This is a genomic window from Variovorax beijingensis, from assembly GCF_007828835.1.
GTDB lineage: Bacteria > Pseudomonadota > Gammaproteobacteria > Burkholderiales > Burkholderiaceae_C > Variovorax > Variovorax beijingensis_A.
This window is the reverse complement of the sequence record NZ_VIVL01000002.1, coordinates 103743-130171: the sequence shown is the minus strand read 5'-3', so window position 1 is coordinate 130171 and position 26429 is coordinate 103743. Positions and strand designations below refer to the sequence as shown.

25 protein-coding genes are annotated in these 26429 nt (G+C 68.5%); 15 read left to right on the top strand and 10 right to left on the bottom strand.

Annotated elements, in window-relative coordinates; all coding sequences use genetic code 11:
* The first annotated feature begins 164 nt into the window (after window positions 1-164).
* Window positions 165-1148 carry a LysR substrate-binding domain-containing protein gene (locus tag FB547_RS06900; RefSeq protein ID WP_145740764.1) on the top strand — a complete coding sequence of 328 codons (984 nt, stop codon included), beginning with the start codon at window positions 165-167 and terminating at the stop codon, window positions 1146-1148.
* Between the two features lie 132 nt (window positions 1149-1280).
* Here FB547_RS06900 and FB547_RS06895 read toward each other — a convergent pair whose 3' ends face one another.
* Window positions 1281-1898, bottom strand: coding sequence for a 5-formyltetrahydrofolate cyclo-ligase (locus tag FB547_RS06895; RefSeq protein WP_145740762.1), 618 nt, complete (start codon window positions 1896-1898; stop codon window positions 1281-1283).
* Between the two features lie 36 nt (window positions 1899-1934).
* Here FB547_RS06895 and FB547_RS06890 point away from each other — a divergent pair, with 36 nt between their 5' ends.
* The 3 genes from FB547_RS06890 (at window position 1935) to FB547_RS06880 (ending at window position 5311) form a co-directional block, all read left to right on the top strand.
* Window positions 1935-3938, top strand: a complete 2004-nt coding sequence (locus FB547_RS06890; RefSeq protein ID WP_410000795.1) for a transglycosylase SLT domain-containing protein — start codon at window positions 1935-1937, stop codon at window positions 3936-3938.
* 1 nt (window position 3939) lies between these two features.
* Window positions 3940-4512 (top strand): MgtC/SapB family protein, encoded by a 573-nt coding sequence (locus tag FB547_RS06885; RefSeq protein WP_145740758.1) that lies wholly within the window; start codon window positions 3940-3942, stop codon window positions 4510-4512.
* Between the two features lie 115 nt (window positions 4513-4627).
* A complete protein-coding gene (locus tag FB547_RS06880; RefSeq protein ID WP_145740756.1) occupies window positions 4628-5311 on the top strand; it encodes a glutathione S-transferase family protein in 684 nt (227 codons plus the stop codon).
* A 119-nt stretch (window positions 5312-5430) separates the two neighbouring features.
* Here the strand turns inward: FB547_RS06880 and FB547_RS06875 are convergent, their stop codons facing one another.
* Window positions 5431-6156, bottom strand: coding sequence for an OmpW/AlkL family protein (locus FB547_RS06875; protein ID WP_145740754.1), 726 nt, complete (start codon window positions 6154-6156; stop codon window positions 5431-5433).
* Between the two features lie 160 nt (window positions 6157-6316).
* Here FB547_RS06875 and FB547_RS06870 point away from each other — a divergent pair, with 160 nt between their 5' ends.
* The 4 genes from FB547_RS06870 (at window position 6317) to otsA (ending at window position 11729) form a co-directional block, all read left to right on the top strand.
* Window positions 6317-7576, top strand: a complete 1260-nt coding sequence (locus FB547_RS06870) for a multifunctional CCA addition/repair protein (RefSeq protein WP_145740753.1) — start codon at window positions 6317-6319, stop codon at window positions 7574-7576.
* Between the two features lie 75 nt (window positions 7577-7651).
* On the top strand, window positions 7652-8428 hold the full coding sequence (gene otsB, locus FB547_RS06865; RefSeq protein WP_145741982.1) for a trehalose-phosphatase: 777 nt from the start codon (window positions 7652-7654) through the stop codon (window positions 8426-8428).
* On the top strand, window positions 8425-10347 hold the full coding sequence (locus FB547_RS06860) for a glycoside hydrolase family 15 protein (RefSeq protein WP_145740751.1): 1923 nt from the start codon (window positions 8425-8427) through the stop codon (window positions 10345-10347). Before otsB ends, FB547_RS06860 begins: the two co-directional genes overlap by 4 nt.
* Window positions 10344-11729 (top strand): alpha,alpha-trehalose-phosphate synthase (UDP-forming), encoded by a 1386-nt coding sequence (otsA, locus tag FB547_RS06855; protein ID WP_145740749.1) that lies wholly within the window; start codon window positions 10344-10346, stop codon window positions 11727-11729. Before FB547_RS06860 ends, otsA begins: the two co-directional genes overlap by 4 nt.
* A gap of 12 nt (window positions 11730-11741) precedes the next feature.
* Here the strand turns inward: otsA and FB547_RS06850 are convergent, their stop codons facing one another.
* Window positions 11742-12071 (bottom strand): hypothetical protein, encoded by a 330-nt coding sequence (locus tag FB547_RS06850; RefSeq protein WP_145740747.1) that lies wholly within the window; start codon window positions 12069-12071, stop codon window positions 11742-11744.
* A 173-nt stretch (window positions 12072-12244) separates the two neighbouring features.
* Between FB547_RS06850 and FB547_RS06845 the strand changes: the two genes are divergently transcribed.
* Complete coding sequence (locus tag FB547_RS06845; RefSeq protein ID WP_145740745.1) at window positions 12245-13753, top strand: PLP-dependent aminotransferase family protein; 1509 nt, start codon at window positions 12245-12247, stop codon at window positions 13751-13753.
* Here FB547_RS06845 and FB547_RS06840 read toward each other — a convergent pair.
* The 3 genes from FB547_RS06840 to hisN all read right to left on the bottom strand — a co-directional run bounded on the left by FB547_RS06840 (window position 13726) and on the right by hisN (window position 15944).
* Window positions 13726-14652 (bottom strand): ROK family protein, encoded by a 927-nt coding sequence (locus tag FB547_RS06840; protein WP_145740743.1) that lies wholly within the window; start codon window positions 14650-14652, stop codon window positions 13726-13728. The genes FB547_RS06845 and FB547_RS06840 overlap by 28 nt on opposite strands.
* A gap of 43 nt (window positions 14653-14695) precedes the next feature.
* A complete protein-coding gene (locus FB547_RS06835; RefSeq protein WP_012746130.1) occupies window positions 14696-14890 on the bottom strand; it encodes a DUF2905 domain-containing protein in 195 nt (64 codons plus the stop codon).
* Between the two features lie 265 nt (window positions 14891-15155).
* Entirely contained in the window at window positions 15156-15944 is a 789-nt protein-coding gene (gene hisN, locus FB547_RS06830) for a histidinol-phosphatase (protein ID WP_145740741.1), read from the bottom strand.
* Here hisN and FB547_RS06825 point away from each other — a divergent pair.
* Window positions 15943-16446: a DUF5329 domain-containing protein gene (locus tag FB547_RS06825; protein ID WP_261380239.1), complete on the top strand. Its 504-nt coding sequence runs from the start codon at window positions 15943-15945 to the stop codon at window positions 16444-16446. The two genes, hisN and FB547_RS06825, sit on opposite strands and share 2 nt — an antisense overlap.
* A 26-nt stretch (window positions 16447-16472) precedes the next feature.
* On the opposite strand, the gene FB547_RS06820 is transcribed toward FB547_RS06825, so the two are convergent.
* Entirely contained in the window at window positions 16473-17336 is an 864-nt protein-coding gene (locus FB547_RS06820; protein WP_145740740.1) for a TauD/TfdA dioxygenase family protein, read from the bottom strand.
* 113 nt (window positions 17337-17449) lie between these two features.
* The gene (locus FB547_RS06815; protein ID WP_145740739.1) at window positions 17450-18565 is read right to left on the bottom strand and encodes a class I SAM-dependent methyltransferase; all 1116 of its coding nucleotides are present in this window, start codon (window positions 18563-18565) and stop codon (window positions 17450-17452) included.
* A gap of 26 nt (window positions 18566-18591) precedes the next feature.
* Here FB547_RS06815 and FB547_RS06810 point away from each other — a divergent pair, with 26 nt between their 5' ends.
* From FB547_RS06810 to FB547_RS06790, 5 genes are read left to right on the top strand one after another with little or no spacing between them, the layout of a single operon-like run.
* On the top strand, window positions 18592-19380 hold the full coding sequence (locus FB547_RS06810; protein ID WP_145740737.1) for an SDR family oxidoreductase: 789 nt from the start codon (window positions 18592-18594) through the stop codon (window positions 19378-19380).
* An 8-nt stretch (window positions 19381-19388) separates the two neighbouring features.
* Window positions 19389-19763 (top strand): dihydroneopterin aldolase, encoded by a 375-nt coding sequence (locus FB547_RS06805; protein ID WP_012746124.1) that lies wholly within the window; start codon window positions 19389-19391, stop codon window positions 19761-19763.
* 57 nt (window positions 19764-19820) lie between these two features.
* Window positions 19821-20753: a tRNA 2-thiocytidine(32) synthetase TtcA gene (gene ttcA, locus FB547_RS06800; protein ID WP_145740735.1), complete on the top strand. Its 933-nt coding sequence runs from the start codon at window positions 19821-19823 to the stop codon at window positions 20751-20753.
* A gap of 46 nt (window positions 20754-20799) precedes the next feature.
* Window positions 20800-21420, top strand: coding sequence for a DUF4136 domain-containing protein (locus FB547_RS06795; protein ID WP_145740734.1), 621 nt, complete (start codon window positions 20800-20802; stop codon window positions 21418-21420).
* A 21-nt stretch (window positions 21421-21441) separates the two neighbouring features.
* Window positions 21442-22089, top strand: a complete 648-nt coding sequence (locus FB547_RS06790) for a histidine phosphatase family protein (RefSeq protein ID WP_145740732.1) — start codon at window positions 21442-21444, stop codon at window positions 22087-22089.
* Here FB547_RS06790 and FB547_RS06785 read toward each other — a convergent pair.
* Window positions 22086-25253 carry an efflux RND transporter permease subunit gene (locus FB547_RS06785; RefSeq protein WP_145740731.1) on the bottom strand — a complete coding sequence of 1056 codons (3168 nt, stop codon included), beginning with the start codon at window positions 25251-25253 and terminating at the stop codon, window positions 22086-22088. The two genes, FB547_RS06790 and FB547_RS06785, sit on opposite strands and share 4 nt — an antisense overlap.
* Window positions 25250-26377 carry an efflux RND transporter periplasmic adaptor subunit gene (locus tag FB547_RS06780; protein WP_145741980.1) on the bottom strand — a complete coding sequence of 376 codons (1128 nt, stop codon included), beginning with the start codon at window positions 26375-26377 and terminating at the stop codon, window positions 25250-25252. Before FB547_RS06780 ends, FB547_RS06785 begins: the two co-directional genes overlap by 4 nt.
* Window positions 26378-26429: the final 52 nt, after the last annotated feature.

Sequence of the window (26429 nt, the reverse complement as noted above, 5' to 3'; positions counted from 1 at the left end):
TGAAACTCCTTGGGCGTTCTCCGAAGTGCGATGACAAGACAGAGGCAATAGCGCAGTTCGGGAATGAATGATCGTTTCCATGGCGTTGGCAGTCCAATGAAAACGAGGTAGCCTACTGATTCCGAATCCGCATCAATGCTCCGATGCCGCCCATGTCCCCATCCATGCAGCATTCGCAAACCCACCTGCGCTCCCGCCCCATTTCCGCGGGGCACCTGCGCGCCTTCGAGGCGGTGGCGCGCCACCTCAACTTCCGCGCCGCCGCCGAAGAAATGGCGCTCACCCAGTCCGCCGTGAGCCGCCAGATCCAGTCGCTCGAGGAAGAAGTGGGCGTGGCGCTGTTCCTGCGCCACACCCGGGCCGTGGAGCTCACGAGCGCGGGGGCGCAGCTGCTGCTCGCGGTGCAGCAGTCGCTGCCGCGCATCGATACGGCGGTACGCCAGATCCGCCAGAGCGCGGGGCGCAAGAGCGTGTCGCTCACCACCTTTGCGTCTTTCGCATCGATGTGGCTGATTCCGCGGCTGGAGGCCTTCCAGCGCGACAACCCCGAGATCGACATTCGCATCGACGCCAGCGACGTGGCGGTCGACCTGGAGGTGGCGGACGTCGACATCGCGCTGCGCTACGGCACGCGCGAGGTCATGCCGCCCAACGCCGTGCGCCTTTTCGGCGAAACGCTCACGCCGGTGGCGAGCCCCTGGCTCCTGAAGAGCAGCCCGCCCATCAAGACACCCGCCGACATCACCGGCTTCACGCTGATCGAGGCCGGCGACGCGCACCGCACGCACCTCGAATGGCTGACCTGGCGGCGCTGGTTCGAGGTCAACGGCCTGGAGCGCGCGCAGCCCAGGCGCTGGCTCTACTTCAACTACGCCTACCAGATGGTGCAGGCCGCGCTCACCGGCCAGGGCGTGACGCTGGCGCGCAGTTCGCTCATCGCCGAAAGCCTGGCCAACGGCGACCTGGTGGAGGTGCTGCCGCAGCACCGCATGGATTCGCCGATGGGCTACTGGCTCATCGCCGGGCCGCGCAATGCGCTGCGGCCCGAGATCAAGGCCTTCTGGGACTGGCTGCAGGTGCAGGCCATCACCACGCGCGAGACCATCGGCGAGGTGCCCGATCCGGACACCGTCGACAACCTCGATTGAAACGAGCCCACCCCCCGTCCCTCGCTCACTCCGTGTAGCTCGACTCCCCCCTCGAGGGGGGCAACACCGGCGGCCCGGCAAAGCCGGTTCCGCGGTGTTCCTGGCCTGGGCCGCGCTCGTTTCGCGACGGGCTCAGCCGGCAGGCCAGACCACGCCGTTGTCGTTGAGGATGGCGTCCAACGGCAGGTCGTGCGCCTCGGGCTCGAAGTCTTCGAGGAAGCCGTTGGTGAAGCCCAGGCCCACCGTGAACGGGCGCGGCTCCAGCGCGGCCAGCGTGCGGTCGTAGAAGCCGCCGCCGTAGCCCAGCCGGTAGCCGCCGGCGCTGTAGCCCACGCAGGGCACGAAGAGCAGCGTGGGCACGATCAGCTCGGTGTCCTTGGGCTTGGGAATGCCGTAGGCGTCTTCCTCCATCTGGCAGCCCGGATACCAGGCGTGGAAGCTCAGCGTCTTGTGGACCTTGTTCATCACCGGCAGCCCGATGCGGCGGCGCTGAGGCTCGTCGATCAGCTCGCCGTCTTCCTTCCAGCGGTGCAGCGCGGGCAGCGGATCGAACTCGCCCTTGATCGGCCAGTAGGCGCCGATCACGGTGTCGGGCCGGCCCACGAGCCAGATCCGCATCACGCGCTGCAGCAGGTCGGCCCTGGCGAGCCGGTCGGGCATCGCCAGGCGCTGCTCGATCAGTGCTTTTCTCACCTGATCCTTGAGAAAACTCGTGGTCGCCGAGGTGTCGGCATCCTTTGACTTGTCCATAATCCCCCGATGCAGTTCCCAAGCATTTTGGCACCCATGCGGCATCGCCCGCGCAATGCAGCGTCCGCGCTGGTTTTTTCCGCCGTCCTGGCTGCCGCCGCACTGCTTTTCCAGCAGCCCGCCGCCGCACAGGCCAACAGCAACGACGACGTCCTGATCCAGATGAAGCAGGCGTTCCAGCGCGGCGACAAGGGCCGGCTCGCGGCGCTGCTGCCGCAGGCGCGCGGCCATGCGCTCGAACCCTGGGCCGCCTACTGGGAACTCAAGGCCCGCCTGCAGGAAGCCGCGCCGAACGAGGTGCAGGACTTCTTCGCCCGCTACCCCGGCACCTACCAGGAAGACCGGCTGCGCAACGACTGGCTGCTGCTGCTGGGCCAGCGGCGCGACTGGGACGGCTTTTCCGCCGCGCTGGCGGGCTTTCGCATGGGCGACGATCCGCAGGTGCGCTGCTACGCGATCCTGGTCGAGGCGCTGCAGTCCGGCAACACCACGCAGGCCCAGGCCCACGAGGTGCGCCGCAACTGGTTCGCGCAGAAAGAGGTGGACGACGGCTGCCTGACCGCGGCCGACCGCCTGGTCGCGGCCCGCCTGCTGTCGCCGAACGACGCCTGGAAGAAGGCGCGCCTGGCCATGGAGGCCAACCGGCCGCAGGCCGCGCGCGGCGCCGTGACCATTGCCGCGCCCGATGCGCTGCCGCTGTTCGAGGAACTCAACGCCAGCGCGGCCAAGTTCCTGACCGGCCGCGCCTTCGTGGCCGCCAAGTCGCGCAAGGAGCTGGTGGTGCTGGCGCTCATCAAGATCGCCATGGCCGACCCGGAGCAGGCCGCCACTCAGCTCGACAGCAAGTGGGGCCCGATGCTTTCGGCCGAGGAGCGCAACTGGCTCTGGGGCACCATCGGCCGGCAGGCCGCCAGCAAGCTCTCGCCGCTGGCCGGCAGCTACTTTGCCAACGTCACGAAGAACGGCGACCTGTCCGACGACATGCTCGGCTGGCGCGTGCGCGCCGCGCTGCGCAACGGCCAGTGGAAAGAGGTGGTGCCCGCCATCAACGCCATGAGCGAAACCGCCCAGCTGGAGCCGACCTGGGTCTACTGGAAGGCGCGCGCGCTCAGCGCGGTGGGCGGCGACGACCGCCGCGCACAGGCGAGCGAGCTCTACCAGAGCATTGCGGGCACCCGCGGCTTCTACGAGATGCTGGCGCTGGAGGAACTCGGCCAGCGCACCGTGGTGCCCACGCGCCCGGCGCCGCTCACGCCCGAAGAAAAGAACGCCGCGCGCAGCAACATCGCGCTCAACCGCGCGCTCTACGCCATTGCGATCGGCCTGCGCTCCGAGGGCACGCGCGAATGGAACTACGCCACCAACCTGCACGACAAGGGCGGCATGGACGACCGCGCGCTGCTGGCCGCGGCCGACTTCGCCTGCCAGCGCGAGGTGTGGGACCGCTGCATCAACACCAGCGAGCGCACCAAGGGCATGATCGACGTCGAGCAGCGCTTTCCCATGCCCTTCCGCGACACGGTGCTGCGCAAGAGCCAGGACATCGGGCTCGACCCGGCCTACGTCTACGGCCTGATCCGCCAGGAAAGCCGCTTCATCATGGACGCGCGATCTGGCGTCGGCGCCTCGGGTCTGATGCAGGTCATGCCCGCCACCGCGCGCTGGACCGCGCGCAAGATCGGCCTGGCCGGCTTCACGCCCGGGCAGATCAACGACCATGAAACCAACATCACGATCGGCACCAACTACCTGAAGCTCGCGCTCGACGACTTCGACGGCTCCATGCCGCTGGCCGCGGCCGCCTACAACGCCGGCCCGGGACGGCCGCGCAGCTGGCGCAACGGCCCGGTGATGGAAGCCGCCATCTGGGCCGAGAACGTGCCCTTCAGCGAAACACGCGACTACGTGAAGAAGGTGCTGGCCAACACCACCAACTACGCCGCGCTGATCAGCGGGCGCCCGCAGTCGCTGAAGGAGCGCCTGGGCCGCGTGGGCCCGCGCGACGCGTCGGAGCCCGAACCCAACAAGGACCTCCCCTGACATGAGCTGGGCCGGCCAGGTGCTCGACACCGTCGCGGCCGAATTCTCGGACGTGGGCGACGCCGCCCAGTTCACGCGCATCGTCGTTCGGCTGATGCTCGCGGCGGTGATCGGATTCATGCTCGGCTTCGAGCGCGAGCAGCAGGGCAAGGCGGCCGGCGTGCGCACCCACATGCTGGTGGCCATCGGCTCGGCGCTGTTCGTGCTGATTCCGCAGCAGACCGGCATCGCGCCGGCCGACATGAGCCGGGTGGTCCAGGGCCTGGTGGCGGGCGTGGGCTTTCTCTGCGCCGGCACCATCCTCAAGCGCGGCCCGGACGAACATCACGTGCAGGGCCTCACCACCGCCGCGGGGCTGTGGATGACCGCCGCCATCGGCATGGCCTGCGGCCTGGGCCGCGAAGTCACCGCCATCCTGAGCGCACTGCTGGCGCTGGCCGTGCTTGCGCTGGTGCCGCGCCTGGTCGAGATGGTCGAGCGCCTGGTCGGGCCGCCGCGCGGCGAAGCCAAGTCCGGCGATGCGCCGCGCGTGATCGCTTCGCCCGACGACCAGCAGCAGCCGCCGCCGCGCTGAAGAAGAATGCAGCGCCGCGGCGCATCAATTCGGCCGCATTTCGGCATCAATTCGCGGACGCGGCCCCGCTAGCATCGACGGTTTTTCTCTCTCATCCCAACCGCAGGATCGCACCATGCGCAAGCTCTACATCGGCAACAAGAACTACTCGTCCTGGTCCATGCGGCCCTGGGTGCTCATGAAGCAGGCCGGCATCCCGTTCGAAGAGGTGAAGGTCCGCTTCGATTCCTTCGCGCCCGACTCGCACTTCAAGAAGACCATGGGCGCGATCAACCCGGTGGCCGAGGTGCCGGCGCTGGTGGACGGCGAGCTGGTGGTGTGGGACACGCTCGCCATCGCCGAATACCTGGCCGAGAGCTTTCCCGAGAAGCAGCTCTGGCCCCGCGCCGCGGCCGACCGGGCCCGCGCGCGCAGCGTCTGCGCCGAGATGCATGCGGGCTTCGGCAACCTGCGCAGCCTCTGCCCCATGAACATCGAGGCCTCGCTGCCCGACGTCGGCGCACGGCTGCTGAAGGACAACCCCGCCCTGCAGGCCGGCCTCGGCCGCATCGTGCAGATGTGGAGCGGCTTGCTCGACGCCCACGGCGGCCCGCTGCTGTTCGGCGGCTTCAGCATTGCCGACAGCTACTTCGCACCGGTGGGCACGCGCATCAAGACCTACGGCCTGCCGGTGCCGCCGGCCATCAGCGCCTACATCGAGCGCGTGCAGGCGCTGCCCGGCGTCAAGGCATGGATCGACGACGCCCTGGCCGAGAAGGACTTCGTGGCGTTCAACGAGCCCTACCGCCAGCACCGCTGACCAGGGCGCAGCCCAGGCCAGGAACACCGCGGAACCGGCTTCGCCGGGCCGCAGGTGTTGCCCCCTTGGGGGGGGGGGAGTCGAGCTACACGAAGTGAGCGAGGGACGGGGGTGGGCCCTCAGAACCTGTAGGTCGCCGAGAGGTAGGTCACGATCGGGTTCAGCTTGAGCCTGGCCTCGCTGGTGGCGACCGGCAGCCCGGTGAGCGTCGTGGTCGTGAGCTTGGCCTTGGTCTTCAGCGGAATGTAGGAGACCGAGAACGACACGCCCCAGTGCTTGTCGATCTGGTAGGCAAGGCCGGCATTGAGCACGGGCGCGAACGAGCTGTCGAGCTTGGCGGTGGTCGAGGTGGAGAACGGACGCTGGCGCAGCTGGCTGCCGAGCGCACCCTGCAGCTCCGGCGTGAGCTGGATGTCGCTGTACCAGACATAGGTCGCCCCCAGGCCCACGAACGGGCGCAGCGCGGCATTGCCCTCGTTGAAGTAGTACTTGCCGAGAATGGTAGGGCTCCATTGGCGGGCTTCACCGAGTTCGCCCACGCGGGCCAGCGTGCCGGTGCCTTCGAGCTTGAATTTCGGCGGAATGCCGAACACGCCCTCGACGGCCCAGTGGCTGTCGATGAAATAGATCGCGCTCAGGCCCAGCGTGTCCGAATCCTTGACGGATGCGCCCGAACCGGCCACCACGCTGCGCACCGGCGCGGTCAGCGTGAGCGGCTTGCTCGAATCCTGCGGCGCGAAATGAAGCCAACCCGCGCCGACCACCCAGTCTCCAGCGCTCTGCGCCCACGCGCCTCCGGACGCCAGCGCGCCGAAGGCCGTCAGCGCAAGCATTGTTTTCTTCATGACGTGATTACTCCTTTTGGTTTAAAAATCTTAAGCACGCGGCCTCCACTGCGACAGCGGCTACTTTTCGGGCATATCGACGAACGATCGTCCGATCGGCCCAAAAATTATCGAACGGTCGTTCTATTTTTCGATCCCGCGTAATCCCTACACTGGGCGCATGAAAACCTATCTCGTCGGCGGCGCGCTGCGTGACCGGCTGCTGGGGCGGCCGGTGTCGGACCACGACTGGCTGGTGGTGGGCGCCACGCCGGAGGAAATGGCGGCGCGCGGCTACCTGCCCGTGGGGCGCGACTTTCCGGTGTTCCTGCATCCGCAGACGCGCGAGGAATACGCGCTGGCCCGCACCGAACGCAAGAGCGCGCCGGGCTACCGCGGCTTCACCGTGCACGCCTCGCCCGATGTCACTCTCGAGCAGGACCTGGCGCGGCGCGACCTCACGGTCAATGCCATCGCGCTGCCCGCGGAGTTCGTGGACGCCGACGGCCGCTTCGAGCCCGACGCCGACAAGCTCGCCGACCCCTTCCATGGCCGGCGCGACCTCGAGCAAAAGCTGCTGCGCCACGTCACCGACGCCTTTCGCGAAGACCCGGTGCGCATCCTGCGGGTGGCGCGCTTTGCGGCGCGCTTCGACGATTTCTCGGTCGCGCCCGAGACCATGGCGCTGATGCGCGAAATGGTCGAAGCCGGCGAGGCCGATGCGCTGGTGCCCGAGCGCGTCTGGCAGGAGCTCTCGCGCGGGCTGATGGAAACCCGCCCGTCGCGCATGTTCGAGGTGCTGCGCGCCTGCGGCGCGCTGGCGGTGCTGCTGCCCGAGGTCGACCGTCTCTGGGGCGTGCCGCAGCCCGAGGCGCACCACCCCGAAGTGGACTGCGGCGTGCACCTGATGATGGTCATCGACACCAGTGCGAAGCTGCAGGCTTCGCTGCCGGTGCGCTTCGCCTGCCTGATGCACGACCTCGGCAAGGGCACGACCGAGCCCGAGCTGCTGCCGCGCCACATCGGCCATGAGAAGCGCAGCGCCGAGCTGCTGCGCGCCGTGTGCGAGCGCTGGCGCGTGCCGGTCGAGATCCGCGAGCTGGCCGAGGTGGTGGCGCGCGAGCACGGCAACATCCACCGCAGCGGCGAACTCGCGGCCGCGGCGCTGGTGCGCCTGCTGGAGCGCTGCGACGCGTTTCGCAAGCCGGCGCGCTTTGCCGACGTGCTGCTGGCCTGCGAGTGCGATGCGCGCGGCCGGCTCGGCTTCGAGGACCGGCCCTATCCGCAGCGCGAGCGGCTGCTGGCCGTGCTGGCCACCGCGGCCGGCGTGCCCACCGATGCCGTGGCGCGTGCGGCGCAGCAGTCCGGCGCCGCCGGGCCGCAGATCGGCGAGGCGATCCACCGCGCACGCGTGGAGGCCGTGGCGGCCTCGCTGGACTGACGCCGCCGCCGCAGACGTCCGACTTTGGCCGACACGGGAAATGCCAGGCCCGTGTTATGGTTTTCACCGATGCCAATGTCCTCCCAGTTGCCGCCCCCGTTGGGCCGGGATACCGCCCTCTTTCTCGACTTCGACGGCACGCTGGTCGCGCTCGCACCGACGCCCGAGGCGATCGAGATCCCTCCCGCCCTGGTGGGCCTGCTCGAAGACCTGCGCGATCAGCTCGGCGGCGCGCTGGCCGTGGTCTCGGGCCGCCAGATCGATGCCATCGACCGCTTCCTCGCGCCGCTGCGCCTGCCTGCCGCGGGCGAGCACGGCGTGCAGCGGCGCGACGCGCAGGGCCGCATGCAGGAGCAGCATGCGCCCGATCTCGCGCCCATCCTGGACATCGCCAACGAACTGGCCCGCGTGCATGAAGGCCTGCTGGTCGAGCGCAAGCACGCGGCCATCGCGCTGCACTACCGGCTCGCACCGCAGCTGGAGGCCGTGTGCCGCGATGCCATGTCGCGCGCCATCGCGGGCCGGCCGCTGCTCGAGCTGCTGCACGGCAAGTTCGTGTTCGAGGTCAAGCCCACCGGGGTCAACAAGGGCATTGCCATCGAATCCTTCATGACGGAGGCGCCGTTCGCGGGCCGCCTGCCGGTCTTTGCCGGCGACGACACCACCGACGAGAGCGGCTTCGCGGTGGTGCAGCCGCGCGGCGGCATCGGCATCAAGGTCGGCTCGGGCCCGAGCCTGGCGCTGCACCGGCTCGAATCGCCGCGCGCGGTCTTTGAATGGCTGGTGCAGCTGCGCGACCAGCTGGCCGCGCCGGCCCGCAAGAAAAACGAATCCCCGAGGAGCGATGGATGAGCGAGCTGCAATTGTCGAAAGCACCCGAAGATCGCGCGGGCATGTCCATTTCCGGGGCAGCCGGGCCTGCCGACCAGGCGCCGGTCGACCCGCGCGTTGCAGCTTCCGGTGCGCCGCGCGGCTTCGGGCCGCCGGCCGAGCCCTCGCTCAACGTGGGCGTGATCGGCAACTGCGCCTACAGCGCGCTCATCGATGCACGCGGGCGCGCCGTGTGGTGCTGCCTGCCGCGCTTCGACGGCGATCCGGTCTTCAATGCACTGCTGCACCCCGGCGAGGAGGCCGGCGCCTGGGCCATCGAGATCGAGGACTTCGCCTCCAGCAAGCAGTGGTACGAACCCAATACCGCGGTGCTGCGCACGCAGCTGTTCGACAGCGCCGGCCAGGGCATCGAGATCACCGACTTCGCGCCGCGCTTCTACAGCCGCTCGCGCTACTTCCGCCCGCTGATGATGGTGCGCCGCGTGCGGCCGATTGCCGGCGCGCCGCGCATCCGCGTGGCGCTCGACCCGCGCTTCCAGTGGGGCGCCTCGGGGCCGCTGGAGGTCACGCGCGGCAGCAACCACATCCGCTACGTGGGGCCGGACGTGACGCTGCGGCTCAACACCGACGCATCGATCTCGCACATCCTTTCGCGCCAGCCCTTCGTGATCTCGCGCGAATACAACTTCATGTTCGGCGTCGACGAAACCCTGCTCGACGGCATTGCCGACACCGCGCGCAGCTTCGAGCAGGAAACCATCGCCTACTGGCGCACCTGGAGCAAGCGGCTCGCGATTCCATTCGAGTACCAGGAGGCGGTGATCCGCGCGGCCATCACGCTCAAGCTCTCGCTCTACGAAGACACCGGCGCCATCGTCGCCGCCATGACCACGAGCATTCCCGAGGCGCCGGGCAGCCAGCGCAACTGGGACTACCGCTACTGTTGGCTGCGCGATGCCTTCTTCGTGGTGCGCGCGCTCAACTCGCTGAGCGAGGTGGGCACCATGGAAGACTACCTGCGCTGGCTCGGCAACGTGGTGATCGGCTCGCACGGCGAGCACATCCAGCCGCTGTACGGCATCGGGCTGGAGCGCGAACTGCCCGAGTCGATGGTCGAGAACCTGCAGGGCTACCGCGGCATGGGGCCGGTGCGCGTGGGCAACCAGGCGCAGGAGCACTTCCAGCACGACGTCTACGGCAACATCGTGCTCGGCGCGGCGCAGGCTTTTCATGACCACCGTCTGCTGAGCCGCGCGGGCGTGGCCGAGTTTCCGCACCTCGAGGCCGTGGGCGAACAGGCCATTCGCGTGTATGGCACGCCCGATGCCGGCATGTGGGAGCTGCGCACCCGCGCCCGCGTGCACACCAGCTCCGCGCTCATGAGCTGGGCCGCCTGCGACCGGCTCGCCAAGATCGCGCGCGCGCTGGCGCTGCCCGAACGCGCCGCCTACTGGCACGGCCACGCCGCGCGCATGAAAGAGGAAATCCTCGCCAAGTCGTGGTGCGAGGAGCGCCAGGCCTTTGCCGAAAGCTTCGGCGGCCACGAGCTCGATGCCAGCATCCTGCTGATGGTGGAGGTGGGGCTGATCGACGCGCGCGACCCGCGCTTCATCTCGACCGTCGACGCCATGGAGAAGACGCTCTGCGACGGCCCCTACATGCGCCGCTACGAGGCGGCCGACGACTTCGGCAAGCCCGAGACCGCCTTCAACATCTGCACCTTCTGGCGCATCGACGCGCTCGCCAAGATCGGCCGCAAGGCCGAGGCGCGCCAGATCTTCGAGACCATGCTGGCCGCGCGCAACCCGCTCGGCCTGCTCTCGGAAGACACGCATCCGGTCACGGGCGAGATGTGGGGCAACTTTCCGCAGACGTATTCCATGGTCGGCATCATCAATGCGGCCGTGCGGCTGTCGGCGCCGTGGGATTCGTGCATATGAGCCGCCTGGTCGTCGTTTCCAACCGCGTGGCCGACCCGCGCAAGCCCGCCGCGGGCGGCCTGGCCGTGGCGCTCGGCGAGAGCCTGCAGCAAAGCGGCGGCATGTGGTTCGGCTGGAGCGGCCAGATCGTCGAGAACGGCCCCACGGGCGAAGGCGAGCTGCACATGCTGCAGGCCGGCAAGGTCACGCTTGCCACCATCGACCTGAGCCGCGAGGACCACGACAGCTACTACCTGGGCTACAGCAACGACGTGCTGTGGCCGGTGTTCCACAACCGCCTCGACCTCGCCCACTTCGACGCCGGCTTCATCGGCGGCTACCGGCGCGTGAACCAGCTGTTCGCGCGCAAGCTCAAGCCGCTGCTGAAGGACGACGACATCATCTGGATCCACGACTACCACCTGATGCCGCTCGCGGCCGAGCTGCGCGCCATGGGCTGCAGGCAGCGCATCGGCTTCTTCCTGCACATTCCGCTGCCGCCGCAGATCATCATCGCGGCCGTTCCGCAGCACGAATGGCTCATGCGCTCGCTGTTCGCCTACGACCTGATCGGCTTCCAGGCGCAGCAGGACGTGCAGCATTTCGAGCACTACGTGCGCAACGAGGCGCACGGCGAATACCTGGGCGACGAGATGTACCGCGCCTACGGCCAGACGGTGCGATGCGGCGCCTTCCCGATCGGCATCGACGTCGACGAATTCGCGGCGCTCACGCATGCGAAGGAATCGCGCGACATGTTCGAGACCATGAAGCGCGAGTATTCGCAGCGCCGGCTGCTGCTGGGCATCGACCGGCTCGACTATTCCAAGGGCATTCCGCAGCGCGTGCGCGCCTTTCGCGAGCTGCTCGCCAACTACCCCGAGAACCGCCGCAGCGCCACGCTGATCCAGATCGCCTCGCCCACGCGCGAAACCGTCGATGCCTATGGCGACATCCGGCGCGAGCTCGAATCGCTGTGCGGCGCCATCAACGGCGACTACGGCGAGCTCGACTGGATGCCGGTGCGCTACATCCACCGCATGGTGGCGCGCAAGCGCGTGCCGGGGCTGTGCCGCGCGGCCGCGGTGGGGCTGGTGACGCCGCTGCGCGACGGCATGAACCTGGTTGCCAAGGAATACATCGCGGCGCAGGACCCGGCCGATCCTGGCGTGCTGGTGCTGTCGCGCTTCGCCGGCGCGGCCGAGCAGCTGAAGGAAGCGCTGCTGGTGAATCCGTACGACACGCACGGCACGGCCGAAACCGTGCAGCAGGCGCTGCAGATGCCGCTGGAGGAACGGCGCGAACGGCACCAGAAGCTGCTGTCGCGCATCCGCGAGCAGGACATCCACTGGTGGCGGCGCAGCTTTCTCGAGGCGCTGCGCCATGCCGCAAGCCAGCGGTAGGCTGGACGTCGGCTAGGTTCCGGTCAGCAGCCGCACCAGCCGCATGACGGGCCGGGCCTCTGCTGGCCGGACCGTGGATGCGGGCGCATGCACGCGCAGCCGCACCGGCGCCAGCGCCGACAGCTCGATCCAGCCGCCGCGTTCCAGCCGGTGCACGTCGCCCTCGGTCAGCGCGGTCTTCGCGGTGAACACGGTGTCGCCGAACCATGAAGGCGGCGACACCAGCAGCGCGCGACCCTCCAGCATCTCCAGCCAGGTGGCGGGGTCGAGCGCGGCGCGCAGGGCCTCGCCGGGTTGCAGGACGACGGTATCGGGCAGTCGGTCGAGGGTGGTGGGGGACATGGCGCGCCTTCTGGAGTGGGTGCGTTCATCGTAGGAATTCGGGCGCCCGGAAAACAGGCACACGCCCAGGCGATTCGCACCGGAACAGCGGTGGCCGCGGCGCATCTGTTATGGTCGTTTTCCTTCGCAACTGCATCTGTTTTTGGATGCGCGACAGAGGGAGCATCGAGGCCATGGATTCGCTACCGCTCTACCGCCAGCTCGCAGCGCACTACGTGGATGCGATCCACACCGGCTCGCTCAAGCAGGGCGACAAGCTGCCTTCGCTGCGCAGCCTCATGCGCCTGCACGGCATCAGCCTGTCGACTGCGCTGCAGCTGTGCCGCACGATGGAAAGCGACGGCTGGGTCGAGGCGCGCGACCGCTCGGGTTATTTCGTGCGCCGGCCGCGGCGCCTTGCCATCGCGCCGATGGAGGAGCCCGCGGCCGGCGTGCCGCCCGACCCGGCGCAGTACGTGGGCATCCACGCCAAGGTGTCGGACTTCGTGGCGCGCCGCCGGCAGCTTTCCGAGAAGCTCAACCTTTCGATCGCGCGCGGCGCACCCGAGCTGTATCCCGCGGAGGCGCTGCGCAATGCGATGACGCGCATGCTGCGCCAGCAGCCCGACATGCTGACGGTCGCGGCGCCGCTCAAGGGCCACCGCCAGTTCCGGGAGGTGCTCGCGCAGCGCAGCCTGCGCGTGGGCATGGCGATCTCGCCGGAAGACATCCTGGTCACCAACGGCTGCATCGAGGCGCTCAACCTTGCGCTGCGTGCGGTGGCGCAGCCGGGCGACACGGTGGCGGTGGAGTCGCCCACCTTCTACGGCCTGCTGCAGGTGCTCGAGAGCCTGGGCATGCGCGCGCTGGAGATCCCGACCAGCCCGCAGACCGGCCTCTCGATCGAGGCGCTGGAGCTCGCGATCCGCACCTACGACAACATCAAGGCCGTGGTGGTGGTGCCGCACCTGCAGAACCCGCTGGGCAGCGTGATGCCCGACGCCCACAAGGCACGGCTTGCGCAGCTGTGCGAACGGCATGAGATTCCGCTGATCGAGGACGACACCTACAGCGAGCTCGTCGACGCCCCGACGCCGCCGCGTGCGCTCAAGTCCTGGGACGGCAGCGGCAACGTGATCCACTGCGCCTCGCTGCACAAGATTCTCGCGCCCGGCCTGCGGCTGGGCTGGATCACGGCCGGACGCTGGCACGCGCGGGTGGAGATGCTCAAGTACGCGCAGACCCGCAACAACGAGGGCCTCTCGCAAAGCGGGGCCGGCCTGTTCATGGCCACCGGCGCCTACGACCGCCATCTGCGCCATCTGCGCGGCTGCCTGAAGACGCAGCGCGAACAGACCGCCGATGCGATCGCCGGCTACTTTCCGGCCGGCACGCGCATCAACCTGCCGCCCGGCGGGCTGCAGCTGTGGGTCGAGCTGCCCGAGCGCCTGTCGTCGTCACGGGTCTTCGATGCGGCACTCGCGGAGCGGATCGTGGTGGCGCCCGGCACGCTGTTCTCCAACTCCTCGCGCTTCGATCATTACCTGCGCATCAACTGCGGCTGGCCGTATGGCGAGGAGGTCGACACGGGCCTGCGCCGCCTGGGCCAGATCGTCGAGACGCTGATGAGCCGCCGCGCGCCGGCCTCAGAAGGTGTGAAGGAGCCGTCACCTTCTCAGTCGAGCAGTGCCAGGGCGGCATAGTCGCCGACCTTTTCGCCCAGCCCCGCGGGCACCAGCAGCACGCCGCGCGTGAGCGGCTTGAGCTTGCCGTCGACCTGCGCCTGCAGCCGCGGCAGCAGGAAGTCGCGGTGGTGCCAGAACACGCTGCCGCCCAGGCTGATGCGCTGGAGGTCAAGCGTGGCAACCAGGTTGTAGATCATCCGGCCCATGACGCGGCACAGGGCATCGACGATCTCGACGGCATGCGGCTCGCCGTCCGAGGCGGCCGCGAACAGGTCGGGCGCGGGCTGCCCGAAGCGGCGCGCGATGGAGTTGCCCGCCACCAGCGCTTCCACGTCGCCGAGGTTGCCGCAGCCGCACAGCGCGCCGCTGGCGTCGTCCGCCACGAAGCTGTGGCCCGCATGGCCGGCATTGCCGTTCTTGCCGCGCAGCGCACGGCCGTCCACGCACAGGCCCACGCCCACGCCGGTGCTCCAGGTGACGTAGGCGCAGTGGTCCAGGCCCTGCAGCGCGCCCCAGTGGCGCTCGGCCTCGAGCGCGGCCACGGCGTCGTTCTCGACCCGCACGCGGCCAAAGCGCCGGGCCAGCGGGGCCTCGATGATCGCCGTCATCCAGTTGTTGGGCAGCCCGCGCGCGGGCCCCGCAATGCCGCCGCAGATGTTGGGCGTGGCCAGTTCCACCATGCCGTCGCGCAGCTCGAAGGGGCCGGTGGACGAGACGCCCACGCGGTCGATGTCGGCCGGCGCGATGCCCTGCTCGGCGCAGACCTCGTCGATCATGCGCATGATCTGCACCGCCACGGCGTCGTTGTCGCCGGTCTTGGCCGTGGGCTCGCTGCGGCGGCCGGCCAGCGGCGCATCGCTCGAAGGGGAAAGGCTCACGGCCACCTTGGTGCCGCCGATGTCAACGCAGGCTCTCATCGCGTGGTTCTTCTCTCTGGGGTCTCTGGGTTCATCAACGGCGCTAGACGAAGCGCGCCACCAGCGCCGCGATCATGCTGAGCACCAGCGTGCTCGAGATCGGCAGCTGCCATTCGCGGCCGAAGGCGCGGAATTCGAAATCGCCAGGCAGCCGCCCGAAGCCGAACCGGCGCAGCCAGGCCGTGAGGCCGCTCATGAGCACCAGGGCAAGGACGACGACGATCAGCCAGCGGATCATGGGAACAGTCTAGGGCCTGTTAACGCTATGGAAGGGGATCGCGTTGCTTCGCCAAGGGGCTGGCTGCAAGGCGCCCGGGTGCAGCAAGGCTTTGGCCTTGCAAGCGCGGGCAACGCCGCAGACGGCCCCTTGGCAAAGCAACCCGCAGGGAAGCTCGCCACAGCCCGCCCCTCGGCGTTGCGTTCCTTGCGCGTGCGGACGCACGCACGGCGTCACGCGCCTTGATGGGCGGGCTGTGGCGAGCTTCGCGACCCCTTCCATAGCGTTAACAGGCCCTAGAGGCCGCCAGGATGGCCATGGCTTGTCGGTGAAGTTCGGGCGTTGCGGCCGCGATCACCCGGCCGTCGGACGCCAGCCCCAGCGGCTGGCCCTGCCAGTCGGTGATGACGCCGCCCGCGGCCTCGATCACGCCCGCCGGACCGAGGTAGTCGTAAGGCTGCAGCCCGGTTTCCACCACGAGGTCGATGGTGCCGCCCGCCAGCTGGGCATAGCCGTAGCAGTCGCCGCCGAAGCGACGCATCGCGCACTGCCGGCTGAGGCGGTCGAAGGCCTGCCAGTCGGCCGGCGCAAAGATGTCGGGCGAGGTGGTGACGATGCGCGCCTTGGCCACTTCGGTACAGCCACTGGCATGCACCGGCTGGCCATCGCGCGTGGCGCCCTGGCCGGCCTGGCCGACCCAGCGCTCCTTGAGCACCGGCATGTCGATCATGCCCAGCACCACGCGCGAGCCCTGCAGCACGCCGATCAGCGTACCCCAGAGCGGCGATCCGGTGATGAAGCTGCGCGTGCCGTCGATCGGGTCGAGCACCCAGACGCGCTCGGCGTCGAGCCGCTCGAGGCCGTGCTCCTCGCCGAAGATGCCGTCCGCCGCGGCGCGCACGGCAAGGATCTCGCGCATGGCCGTCTCGGCGGCGCGGTCCGCCAGCGTCACGGGGCTCTCGTCGGCCTTGGTGATGATGTCCAGCGGCGTGCGGAAATAGCGCATCGACTGCGCGGCTGCAGCATCGGCCAGGGAATGGGCGATCGACAGCAAATCGGGGGCGGAAGAGCTCATGGGAAACCAAGCATGCCAAAACCTGCGATTAGACCCGAGCCGGGCCCGGTTTGACACGCGGGGGGCCACCGCCCTAGCATGGTCCGGAAATTGCCACATCGACCACATGGCTTCATTTCAACTTCCGCGCCGCGCCCTGTTGGCGCTTGTGCTCGGCCTTGCGGCCGCAGCGGCCCAGGCCACCCCTTCCGCGTCGGAGCAAAAGCTCATCGACACGCTGATTCTGCGCGTCTCGAAGATGACGACGATGACCTTCATGCGCAACGGCAATGAGCACGACGCCGCCGATGCCGCCAAGCACATGCAGGCCAAGTTCGACTACTTCAAAGACGACATCACGACGGCGGAAGACTTCATCGACCGCTGCGCCTCCCGCTCGGAGGTGACGGGCAAGCCCTACAAGGTCAAGATGCCGAACGGCTCGATGCGCGACGCCAACGAATTCCTCAACGCCGAATTGCGTGCGTTGCGCCGGGGCGGCGACAAGGCCGGCGCGGGTTGAGCCCGCTGCATCAGCGGAAAAAGCAGTCAGAAGGGCGTGTCGCCCACGATGGTCGTGCGGTTCAGGCGGCGGCGCAGATGGTCGGGCGTGCCGGCCGCCAGGTGCATCAGCGAGCGGTTGTCCCAGAACACCAGGTCGTGCGGCGCCCATTGGTGGCGGTACACGAACTGCGGCTTCACGCTGTGCGCGAACAGCTCGGCCAGCAGCGCGTCGCTTTCCTGCTGCGGCAGGCCGACGATGCGCGTCGTGAAATGCTCGCTGACGAACAGCGCCTTGCGGCCCGTTTCGGGATGCGTGCGCACCACCGGCTGGACGGCAGGCGCGACCTGGTCGATCTGTTCCTGCGAGAGCTTGGGCCGCCACGGGTTCTTCGCGCGCAGCTCTTCGTACTTGGCGAGATAGCTGTGCTCGGCCTTGAGCGGCAGGATGCGCTGCTGCAGCTCGGGGGAGAGCGTTTCCCACGCAAGATGCTGGTCGGCAAAGAGCGTGTCGCCGCCTTCGCTCGGCAGCTCCTGCGCATGCAGCAGCGAGCCCAGGCTGGGCTGTGGCTTGTACGAGATGTCCGAATGCCAGTAGACGCCCGCATCGCCCAGGCCGATGGGCTCGCCGTTCTCCTTGATGTTGGAGACGATCAGGATCTCGGGATGGTTCTTCAGATGGAACTGGTGCAGCACATGGATCTCGAGCGGACCGAAGCGGCGGCTGAATTCGATGTGCTCGGCCGGGGTGATCTGCTGGTTGCGGAACACCAGCACGTGATGGTCCAGATGGGCGCGGTGGATGCGTGCGAAGTCTTCGTCGTTGATGGGCTTCGCGATGTCGAGGCCGAGGATTTCTGCGCCTACGGGGGCGTTGAAGGGGCGCACTTCGAAGTGCTGGGGGGCGGTCATTGCGCCAATGTAGGTTTTGACGGGGGGTTTCTCAAAGAAATCTTTGTTGGTTGCTTATGGTTCTTTTTGAGGTCGGGGGCCGGGTCTCGCCCCGGCCCCGGAAAACAAACATTTCAAAGGGTATGGCTCCGATCCCCCTCCAGGAACCCCATCGCCTCCCACCCCTCCCCCACCGCAAACCCCACCACCTTGAACAGCTCCCCCATCTCATGCTCATGGATGAGCCGAGCCGCCATGCCCCTTTCGGCCGTGCTGCCCTGCCCCATCCGCTCGAGCAGCCCGCAGTTCAGCAGAAAGCGCGCCTGGCTGGTGTAGCCCAGCACCTCGAGCCCCGCCTCCTGCCCCGCAAGCGCAATGCCGGTGAAATTGACGTGCGACGTGATGTCCTTGTAGCCCACATCCGAGAGGGGATCGCCGTCGGCCTGGTGCGCACGATGGCACATCACCGTGCCCATGTGGCGCTGCGGGTGGTAGTACTCGCGCTCCGGAAAACCATAGTCGATGAAGAAGGCCGCACCTTTCTTCAGGCGGTCCGCGAGGGTTGCGACAAAGGCCTCGGCCTGCGGATGGATCTCGGTCAGGTAGTCGTGCTCGCCAGGCACCTCGAACGGCGGCCGCAAGGCGGTTTCGCGGTCGGCCCAGGCCCAGCCGTCGGCGCGCGCGTTGCGCACCACGCCGCGCTCGAACCACTGGCCGCCCACGCGTGCCAGCAACTGCACCGGCATCGCATCGAGCACCTCGTTGCCGACCACCACGCCCTGCATCGCATCGGGCAGTTCACCGAGCCACTCGACGCGGTCCGCGTAGCGCACCAGCGCCTGCTGCTGGCGCTCGCGCAGGGTGCCCGACAGGTCGACGATGCGGTAGCGCACGTCCGCGCGGCCCATCTCGTCGAGCGCATGCAGCAGCTGCACCGCGAGCGCGCCCGTGCCGGCGCCGAACTCCCAGACCGTGTCGGTGCCGGTCTTCGCGAGCGCCTCGGCCACCTGCGCCGCGAGCGCCTGCCCGAACATGGGCGTGAGCTCCGGCGCCGTCACGAAGTCGCTGCCCGAAGACGGCATGTGGCCGAACTTGGCCGAGCTGTTGGCGTAGTAGCCCAGCCCCGGCGCATACAGCGCGAGCGCCATGAAGCGGTCGAAGCCGATCCATCCGCCCGCCCGCTCCACCGAACGGGCAATCAGGATATCGAGGGCGATGGGTAAACTGTTTGTCGTCGTTTTTGTCGTCACCCGCCGATTCTCCCTTCTCTGCCCGCATGAGCACAGCGCCACTTCCTCCTGTTACGCCGGCCCGCCGCACCGTCCTCGTCACGGGTGCCGGCCGCCGGCTGGGGCGCGAGATTGCGCTGGCGCTGGCCGCGGGCGGCTGGCAGGTGGCGGTGCACTACCGCAGTTCGCAGGCCGAGGCCGCCCAGACCGTGGCCGATTGCGCGGCCCTGTCGGGCAATTCAGCACTGTTCGAGGCCGACCTGCTTGACGAGGACGCCACCCGCGCCCTGCTGCCGCGCGTGGCGGCGCACTTCGGCAGCGTCGATGCCGTGGTCCACAGCGCGGCCCTGTTCGAGCACGACGACGCCGCGAGCTTCAGCTACGCGCTCATGGAGCGCCATGCGCGCAGCAACACCGGCGCGGCCATCGTGCTGGCGCAGGCGCTGCACGACCACCTGGCGCTGCGCGGCGACGCGCAGGGCGCGGTGGTGCACATGCTCGACCAGAAGCTCTGGAATCCCAACCCCGACTTCCTGAGCTACACGCTCTCCAAGGCCGCGCTCGAGGCCGCCACGCCCATGCTGGCGCTGGCGCTGGCGCCGCGCGTGCGGGTGGTGGGCGTGGCGCCCGGCCTCACCCTGCCCAGCCACATGCTGGACGAAGACAGGTTCTCGAAGCTGCACACGCTGTCGCCGCTGGGCCGCTCTTCCACGCCGGCCGACGTGGCGGCCACGGTGAAGTTCGCGCTGGAGAACAACTCGATCACCGGCACCACGCTCGTGGTGGACGGCGGCCAGCACCTCATGAAATTCGACCGCGACTTCTCGCTGATGTGAGCCCCACCATGCCTTCCAACCCGATCGGCCGCCAGACACTCACCCTGCAGGGGCTGCGCTTCGACGCCAACCTGGGCATCCTCGACCAGGAAAAGACAGCGCCGCAGCCGATCCAGGTCGACGCCGAGCTGCACCTGGGCGCCCAGCCGCTGCTGCCGAAGGACGACGACATCTACCACGTGCTGGACTACCGCAAGGTGCGCCGCATCATCATCGACGAGTGCACGGCCGAGCATGTGAACCTGCTCGAAACGCTCATCGGCAAGCTCGCGCAGCGGCTGCTGCAGCTGCCCGGCGTGGTCGGCGTGCGGGTGAAGATCGCCAAGCTCGAGATCTTCGACGACTGCGAGGTGGCTATCCGCATGGAAGCCGGGGAATGGTGAACCAAGGCAAAATCAGGCCCTCCTCCCCCCGATTTGCCTGACCGAAGCAGCCCACCCATGAACGCCGTCTGGATCGACGAGGCGCCCGTCGCCGGCGCCACCCCCGCCAACTCCCTGAAGATCGAACGCGAGACGCACAAGCTCGAGAAGCGCCTGTGCCGCGAGGTGGGCCGCGCCATCGTCGACTACAACATGATCGAGGACGGCGACAAGGTCATGGTGTGCGTCTCGGGCGGGAAGGACAGCTACGCCATGCTGGACATCCTGCTCAAGCTCAAGGCCCGCGCGCCGATTCATTTCGACATCGTCGCGGTCAATCTCGACCAGAAACAGCCCGGCTTCCCCGAAGAGGTGCTGCCCAAATACCTGAGCGAACTGGGCGTGGACTTCCACATCGAGAACCAGGACACCTACAGCATCGTCAAGCGCGTGATTCCCGAGGGCAAGACCACCTGCGGCCTGTGCAGCCGGCTGCGCCGCGGCATCCTGTACCGCGTGGCGGACGAACTGGGCGCCACCAAGGTCGCGCTCGGCCACCACCGCGACGACATGCTGCAGACCTTCTTCCTCAACATGTTCTTCGGGGGCAAGCTCAAGAGCATGCCGCCCAAGCTGGTGAGCGACGACGGCAGGCACATCGTGATCCGCCCGCTCGCCTACGTGGCCGAGAAGGACCTGGTGCGCTGGGCCCAGCACCGCGAATTCCCGATCATTCCGTGCACGCTCTGCGGCAGCCAGGAAAACCTGCAGCGCAAGCAGGTCGGCGAAATGCTGCGCGAGTGGGACAGGAAATTCCCCGGCCGCGTGGAGAACATGTTCACCGCGCTGCAGAACGTGGTGCCCTCGCACCTGCTCGACGGAACGCGGCACGACTTCAAGGGTCTGAAGGCAACCGGCGTGGCCGACGAAGACGGCGACAAGGCCTTCGACGCGCCCTCCTTCGACCTGCTCTCCCAGGCACCTGCCGCCCTGCGCATCCTTCAGGGCTGAGCGGGCAACCCAGGGGAATTTTGGGCCGACTAGCCCGGAGATCCTCATGAAACGTGCATTTTCAGCTCTTCTTCTGATAGCAAGCCTGAGCGGCTGCGCCACCTCCTGGGTGGTCGACAGCGATGTGAAAAGCTTCGCGTCGCCGGGCACCGTGGCGCCCGGCGCCAGCTACCGCTTCGAGCGCCTGCCGTCACAGCAGGCCGACCCCGCCCGGCAGGAATCGCTCGAGGCCATGGCCGCAGCCGCGCTCGAAAAAGTGGGACTGCGCCGCGACGATGCCAGGCCGCAATACAGCGCGCAGATCGGCGCCCGCGTCACGGCCGGCCTCTCGCCCTGGGCCGACCCGTGGCTCTTCGACGGGCCCTGGGGCTATGGCTACGGCTATCCCGGCTACGCACGCCGCTGGTATGGCGGCGGCTGGTACGGCGGCCCGGCCTTCATGCCGCCCGCGGCCAACCCCTGGTACGAGCGCGAAGTAAGCATCGTGCTGCGCGACATCGGCTCGAACCGCGTGGTCTACGAAACGCGGGCCCGCAACGAGGGCCCGTACAACGTCAGCGCGACCATCCTGCCGGTGATGTTCGAAGCGGCGCTGCAGGGCTTTCCGAATCCGCCGCAGGGCGAGCGCCGGGTGAACATCGAGCTGTCCACCGCGAAGAAGAAATGACGCGCTTCTAGAATCTGACCGATGGAAGAAATCACCCGCCTGATTGCCGTTCGCCATGGCGAAACCGCCTGGAACGTCGACACGCGCATCCAGGGCCAGCTCGACATCGGGCTCAACGACACCGGGCTCTGGCAGGCCCGGCGCGTCGGGCAGGCGCTGGCGCACGAGGACATCGGCGTGATCTACGCCAGCGACCTGTCGCGCGCCTGGCAGACCGCGCAGGAAATCGCCAGGCCGCACGGCCTCGCGGTGCAGCCCGAACCCGGCCTGCGCGAGCGTGCCTTCGGCCGCTTCGAGGGCATGAGCTTTGCCGAGATCGAGTCCACCCTGCCCGAGCAGGCCCGGCGCTGGCGCGAGCGCGATCCCGAATTCCAGCCCGAGGGCGGCGAGAGCCTGCTGGTCTTCCGCGAACGGGTGACGCGCATCGCGTCGAAACTGGCCGCGCGCCATCCGGGCCAATTGGTGGCGCTGGTGGCGCACGGCGGCGTGATGGACGTGCTCTACCGTGCCGCCACGCGCCAGGAGCTGCAGGCGCCGCGCACCTGGCAGCTCGGCAATGCGGCCATCAACCGCATGCTGTGGACGCCCGAGGGCTTCAGCCTCGTCGGCTGGAGCGACACCGCCCACCTGGCGGCAGACGACGACGTTCTCGACGAGACAACGACCTAGGCGTGCGAGGCCGCATGCCCCGCGGCACCACCGGCCTCGGCCTTGGCTTCGCCCGGCAGCTCGACCATCGGCCCGGTGCCGCTGTAGCGGTCGAGCGCCAGGTAGATCGCGGGCGTGATGTAGAGCGTGATCACCTGCGAGAAGATCAGCCCGCCCACCACCGCCACGCCCAGCGGCTGGCGCAGCTCGGCGCCGGCGCCCAGCCCCAATGCGAGCGGCAGCGCGCCCATCAGCGCGGCCAGCGTGGTCATGAGGATCGGTCGGAAGCGCAGCCGGCAGGCCTCGCGGATCGCATCCACCGGCTTCATGCCCTCGGTGCGCTGCGCATCGAGCGCGAAGTCGATCATCATGATCGCGTTCTTCTTCACGATGCCGATCAAAAGCAGGATGCCGATGGTCGCGATCAGCGTCAGGTCGAAGCCGAAGAGCTTGAGCGAGAGCAAGGCGCCCACGGCCGCCGACGGCAGCCCGGCCAGGATGGTCAGCGGGTGGATGTAGCTTTCGTACAGCACGCCCAGCAGCACGTAGATCACGAGCACGGCCAGCACCAGCAGCACGGCCTGGCTGGCCTGCGAGCTCTGGAACACCGCTGCATCGCCGCCATAGGTGGTGATGATCGACTGCGGCATTTTCAGCTCCTGCTTGAACTGGTCGATCTTCGCGGTCGCGTTGCCCAGCGGCACGTCGGGCGCGAGGTTGAACGACACCGTCACCGCCTGCAGCTGCCCCTGGTGGTTGACCGAGGTGGGCCCCACGGTGCGCTTGACGGTCGAGAAGGCCGACAGCGGCACCAGCCGGCCGCTGGTGCTGCGCACCGACAGGCGCGACACGTCGTCCTCGAACTGCCGGTCGTTGTCGGCGGCCGAGAGAATCACCTGGTAGGTGTTGCTCGCGCCGTAGATGCTGCCGATCTGCCGGTCGCCATAGGCGTTGTAGAGCGCGGTGCGCAGGTCGCCCACGGCGACGCCGAGCACGCCGGCCTTGTCGCGGTCGATCTCCAGCGTGGCCTGCAAGCCGCGGTTCTGCGAGTCGCTGGTGACGTCGCGGAAGGCCGGGTCGGCGCGCATGCGCTCCATGAGCCGCGTGGCCCAAGGCACCATCTCGCCCGCATTGACGCTCTGCAGCGTGTACTGGAAGCGCGCCTTGCTCTGGCGGCCGCCCAGGCGCAGGTTCTGCACCGGCTGCATGTAGACCGCAATGCCCGGGATCTCGCGGAAGCGCTGGCGCAGCGACTCGAGCACCACGGCCATCTTGGGACGCTCGCTGCGCGGCTTGAGCACGGCGAACAGCCGGCCGGAGTTCTGCGTGGCGGTCGGCCCGCCCACGCCGACGAACGAGCTCACGTAAGCCACGCTCGGGTCGGCCTGGAGCGAAGCGGCCACGCGTTCCTGCAGCGCGTTCATGGCGGTGAAGGAGATGTCCTCGGCCGCTTCGGTGGTGATCTGGATCTGCCCGATGTCTTCCTCGGGGAAGAAGCCCTTCGGAATGGAGACGAACAGCCAGGCCGTGACCACGAAGGTGCCGCCCGCCAGCAGCAGCATCAGCCTGCGGTGCGCGAGCGTCCAGTCGAGCGTTCGCATGTAGCCTGCATGCACCCAGCGGTAGCCGCGCTCGAAGGCGCGGCCGACGGCGGTTCCCGGCTCGGGGTGCTCTTCCTCGTGGTCGAGCACGCCTTCCTTGCGCGGCACGTGCTTGAGGAGCCGGCTCGCGAGCATCGGCACCAGCGTGAGCGACACGATGGCCGACACCAGCACCGCCAGCGCCACCACCACCGCGAATTCATGGAACAGGAGGCCGATCACGCCCGGCATGAAGAAGATGGGAATGAACACCGCCACCAGCGAGATCGAGATCGAGATGATGGTGAAGCCCACCTCGCGCGCCCCGCGCAGCGCGGCAGCCATCGGCTCCATGCCCTTCTCGACGTAGCGCATGATGTTCTCCAGCACCACGATCGCGTCGTCCACCACCAGCCCCACGGCCAGCGTGATGCCCAGCAGCGAGACGTTGTCCAGGCTGTAGCCGAAGGCGTAGAGCAGGGCCACCGCACCGATCAGCGAGATGGGAATGGTCGCGGCCGGGATCAGCGTGGCCACCAGCCGGTGCAGGAACAGGAAGATCACCAGCACCACCAGCGCAACGGTGCCCAGCAGCGTGAGCTGCACGTCGTGCACGGCCTCGCGGATGGAGAGCGAGCGGTCGTTCACCATGTGGATCTCGACCGATTGCGGCAGCTCGGCCTTGAAGCGCGGGATCAGTGCGCGCACCGCGTCCACCACCTCCACCGTGTTGGCATTGGGCTGGCGCTGAACGGCCAGCGAGATGGAGCTCTGGCCGTTGAAGCTGCTCGCGGTCTTGACCGATTCGAAGCTGTCTTCGATGGTGGCCACTTCGTCGAGCCGCACCGGCGCGCCGTTGCGCTGCCCGACGATCAGCTTGGCGAAATCTTCCGCCTTGGTGAGCTGCCGGTTGGCCTGGATGGTGAGCGTCTGGCGCGGCCCGTCGAGCACGCCGACCGGCGTGTTGGCATTGGCCGAATTCACCGCCTTGGCCAGCTCGTCGAGCGTGATGTTGCGCGCATTGAGCAGGTCGGCATTGGCCTTGATGCGCACCGCGAAGGCCTTGCGGCCATACACCGCCACCTGTGCCACGCCGTCGATGGTGGAGAGCGTGGGCGAGATCAGGTTCTCGGCATAGTCGTTGAGCTCGGACGGGTTCATCGACGGCGAGATCAGCGAGATGAACAGCACCGGCGCGTCGGCCGGGTTCACCTTGCGGTACGAAGGCAGCTGCGTCAGTTCCTGCGGCAACTGGCGCTGGGCGCGCAGCAGCGCGGCCTGCACGTCGACCGCGGCGGCGTCGATGTCGCGGCTGCTCACGAATTCCAGCGTGATCGAACTCACGCCCTGGGTGTTGACCGAGCTGATGGTCTGCAGGCCCGGAATGGTCGAGAACTGCTTTTCCAGCGGCAGCGCCACCGACGAAGCCATGGTGTCGGGGCTCGCGCCCGGCAACTGGGCGTTCACGTTGATGACCGGCGTGTTGTAGCTCGGCAGCGCGGCAACCGGGATGCTGAAGTAGGCAAAGATGCCCGCCACCACCGCTGCCGCAGACAACAGCACCGTCATCGCGGGACGACGGATGCACAGCTCGGAGATGTTCATGCGCGTTCCCGCGGAGCCTGGGTGTCCGAGGAGGCTGCGCTGCCCGGCGTGACACCGGTGGTGCCGGCGGGTGCGGGCTTTTTGTCGACGCGAACCTTGCCGCCCGGGCGCACGTTCTGGCTGCCCTCGATGACCACCTGCTCGCCCGGCTCGACGCCGCTCACCGCCACCTTGGTGCCGAAGGTGTAGAGCACCTGCACCTTGCGGCGCTTGGCATTCATGGCCTGGTCGACCACGTAGAGCGAAGCGCCGTCGGACAGCATCATGAGCGCCGCGGCCGGCACCACCGTGGCGCCGGAGAGCGTGCGGACCGTGATCCGCGTGCCGACGAACTGGCCCGGCCAGAGGCTCTGGTCGGCGTTGTCGAACACCGCCTTGGCGCGCACGGTGCCGATCTGCGGATCGACCGTGTTGTCGACGAAATTGAGCACGCCGCTGAGCGGCTCCTTGCGTCCACTGACAAGCGCCTCGACCTTGGCCCGGCTGCGCGCCGCCGCCAGCAGGTCCTGCAGGTTGGCCTCCGGCACCGGGAAGCTCACCGCGATGGGATCGAGCTGCGTGATGGTGACCAGCGACAGCGTGGGCTGCACCAGCGTGCCGGGGTAGATGTTGACCGCGCCGATGCGCCCCGCAATGGGCGCGCGCAAGGTGGCGTAGCCCAGCGCCACCTGCGCCGATTGCACCGCGGCGCGGTCGGCCGCCACCGCGGCGCGCTGCGCCTCGAGCTGCGACAGCGTGGCGTCCGTGGCGCTCTTGGAAATGAAGTTCTGCGCCAGCAGTTCCTGGCTGCGCCTGTACTGGCGCTCGAGGTCGGCCATGGTGGCCTCGTCGCGCTTCTGCTGGGCGCGCGCACGCGCCAGGTTGGCCTGGTCGTTGCGGTCGTCGAGCGTGAAGAGCAACTGGCCCTCCTTGACGAACTGCCCTTCCTTCACGTGCACCGCCGCAACGGTGTTGGTCACCTGCGGCCGCAAATCGACACTGTTGAGCGACACCACGCTGCCGTTGACCTGCACCGTGACCGGCACGTCCTGCCGCTCGGCGGTGGCGAGCGTGACGAGCGCGGCCGGCGCGCCATTCGCGGGGGCTCCACCGGCGGCGGCCGGCCTGGCGCTCTTTGCCGCCATGCGATCGCCCGACCCGTTCCACCACCATCCCGCGACGGCTACGATCAACACA

Coding starts and splice junctions, on each gene's coding strand:
- FB547_RS06900 (WP_145740764.1), top strand. CDS start 165: ATGCAGCATTCGCAAACCCACCTGCGCTCCCGCCCCATTTCCGCGGGG.
- FB547_RS06895 (WP_145740762.1), bottom strand. CDS start 1,898: ATGGACAAGTCAAAGGATGCCGACACCTCGGCGACCACGAGTTTTCTC.
- FB547_RS06890 (WP_410000795.1), top strand. CDS start 1,935: ATGCGGCATCGCCCGCGCAATGCAGCGTCCGCGCTGGTTTTTTCCGCC.
- FB547_RS06885 (WP_145740758.1), top strand. CDS start 3,940: ATGAGCTGGGCCGGCCAGGTGCTCGACACCGTCGCGGCCGAATTCTCG.
- FB547_RS06880 (WP_145740756.1), top strand. CDS start 4,628: ATGCGCAAGCTCTACATCGGCAACAAGAACTACTCGTCCTGGTCCATG.
- FB547_RS06875 (WP_145740754.1), bottom strand. CDS start 6,156: ATGAAGAAAACAATGCTTGCGCTGACGGCCTTCGGCGCGCTGGCGTCC.
- FB547_RS06870 (WP_145740753.1), top strand. CDS start 6,317: ATGAAAACCTATCTCGTCGGCGGCGCGCTGCGTGACCGGCTGCTGGGG.
- otsB (WP_145741982.1), top strand. CDS start 7,652: ATGTCCTCCCAGTTGCCGCCCCCGTTGGGCCGGGATACCGCCCTCTTT.
- FB547_RS06860 (WP_145740751.1), top strand. CDS start 8,425: ATGAGCGAGCTGCAATTGTCGAAAGCACCCGAAGATCGCGCGGGCATG.
- otsA (WP_145740749.1), top strand. CDS start 10,344: ATGAGCCGCCTGGTCGTCGTTTCCAACCGCGTGGCCGACCCGCGCAAG.
- FB547_RS06850 (WP_145740747.1), bottom strand. CDS start 12,071: ATGTCCCCCACCACCCTCGACCGACTGCCCGATACCGTCGTCCTGCAA.
- FB547_RS06845 (WP_145740745.1), top strand. CDS start 12,245: ATGGATTCGCTACCGCTCTACCGCCAGCTCGCAGCGCACTACGTGGAT.
- FB547_RS06840 (WP_145740743.1), bottom strand. CDS start 14,652: ATGAGAGCCTGCGTTGACATCGGCGGCACCAAGGTGGCCGTGAGCCTT.
- FB547_RS06835 (WP_012746130.1), bottom strand. CDS start 14,890: ATGATCCGCTGGCTGATCGTCGTCGTCCTTGCCCTGGTGCTCATGAGC.
- FB547_RS06825 (WP_261380239.1), top strand. CDS start 15,943: ATGGGAAACCAAGCATGCCAAAACCTGCGATTAGACCCGAGCCGGGCC.
- hisN (WP_145740741.1), bottom strand. CDS start 15,944: ATGAGCTCTTCCGCCCCCGATTTGCTGTCGATCGCCCATTCCCTGGCC.
- FB547_RS06820 (WP_145740740.1), bottom strand. CDS start 17,336: ATGACCGCCCCCCAGCACTTCGAAGTGCGCCCCTTCAACGCCCCCGTA.
- FB547_RS06810 (WP_145740737.1), top strand. CDS start 18,592: ATGAGCACAGCGCCACTTCCTCCTGTTACGCCGGCCCGCCGCACCGTC.
- FB547_RS06805 (WP_012746124.1), top strand. CDS start 19,389: ATGCCTTCCAACCCGATCGGCCGCCAGACACTCACCCTGCAGGGGCTG.
- ttcA (WP_145740735.1), top strand. CDS start 19,821: ATGAACGCCGTCTGGATCGACGAGGCGCCCGTCGCCGGCGCCACCCCC.
- FB547_RS06795 (WP_145740734.1), top strand. CDS start 20,800: ATGAAACGTGCATTTTCAGCTCTTCTTCTGATAGCAAGCCTGAGCGGC.
- FB547_RS06790 (WP_145740732.1), top strand. CDS start 21,442: ATGGAAGAAATCACCCGCCTGATTGCCGTTCGCCATGGCGAAACCGCC.
- FB547_RS06785 (WP_145740731.1), bottom strand. CDS start 25,253: ATGAACATCTCCGAGCTGTGCATCCGTCGTCCCGCGATGACGGTGCTG.
- FB547_RS06780 (WP_145741980.1), bottom strand. CDS start 26,377: ATGGCGGCAAAGAGCGCCAGGCCGGCCGCCGCCGGTGGAGCCCCCGCG.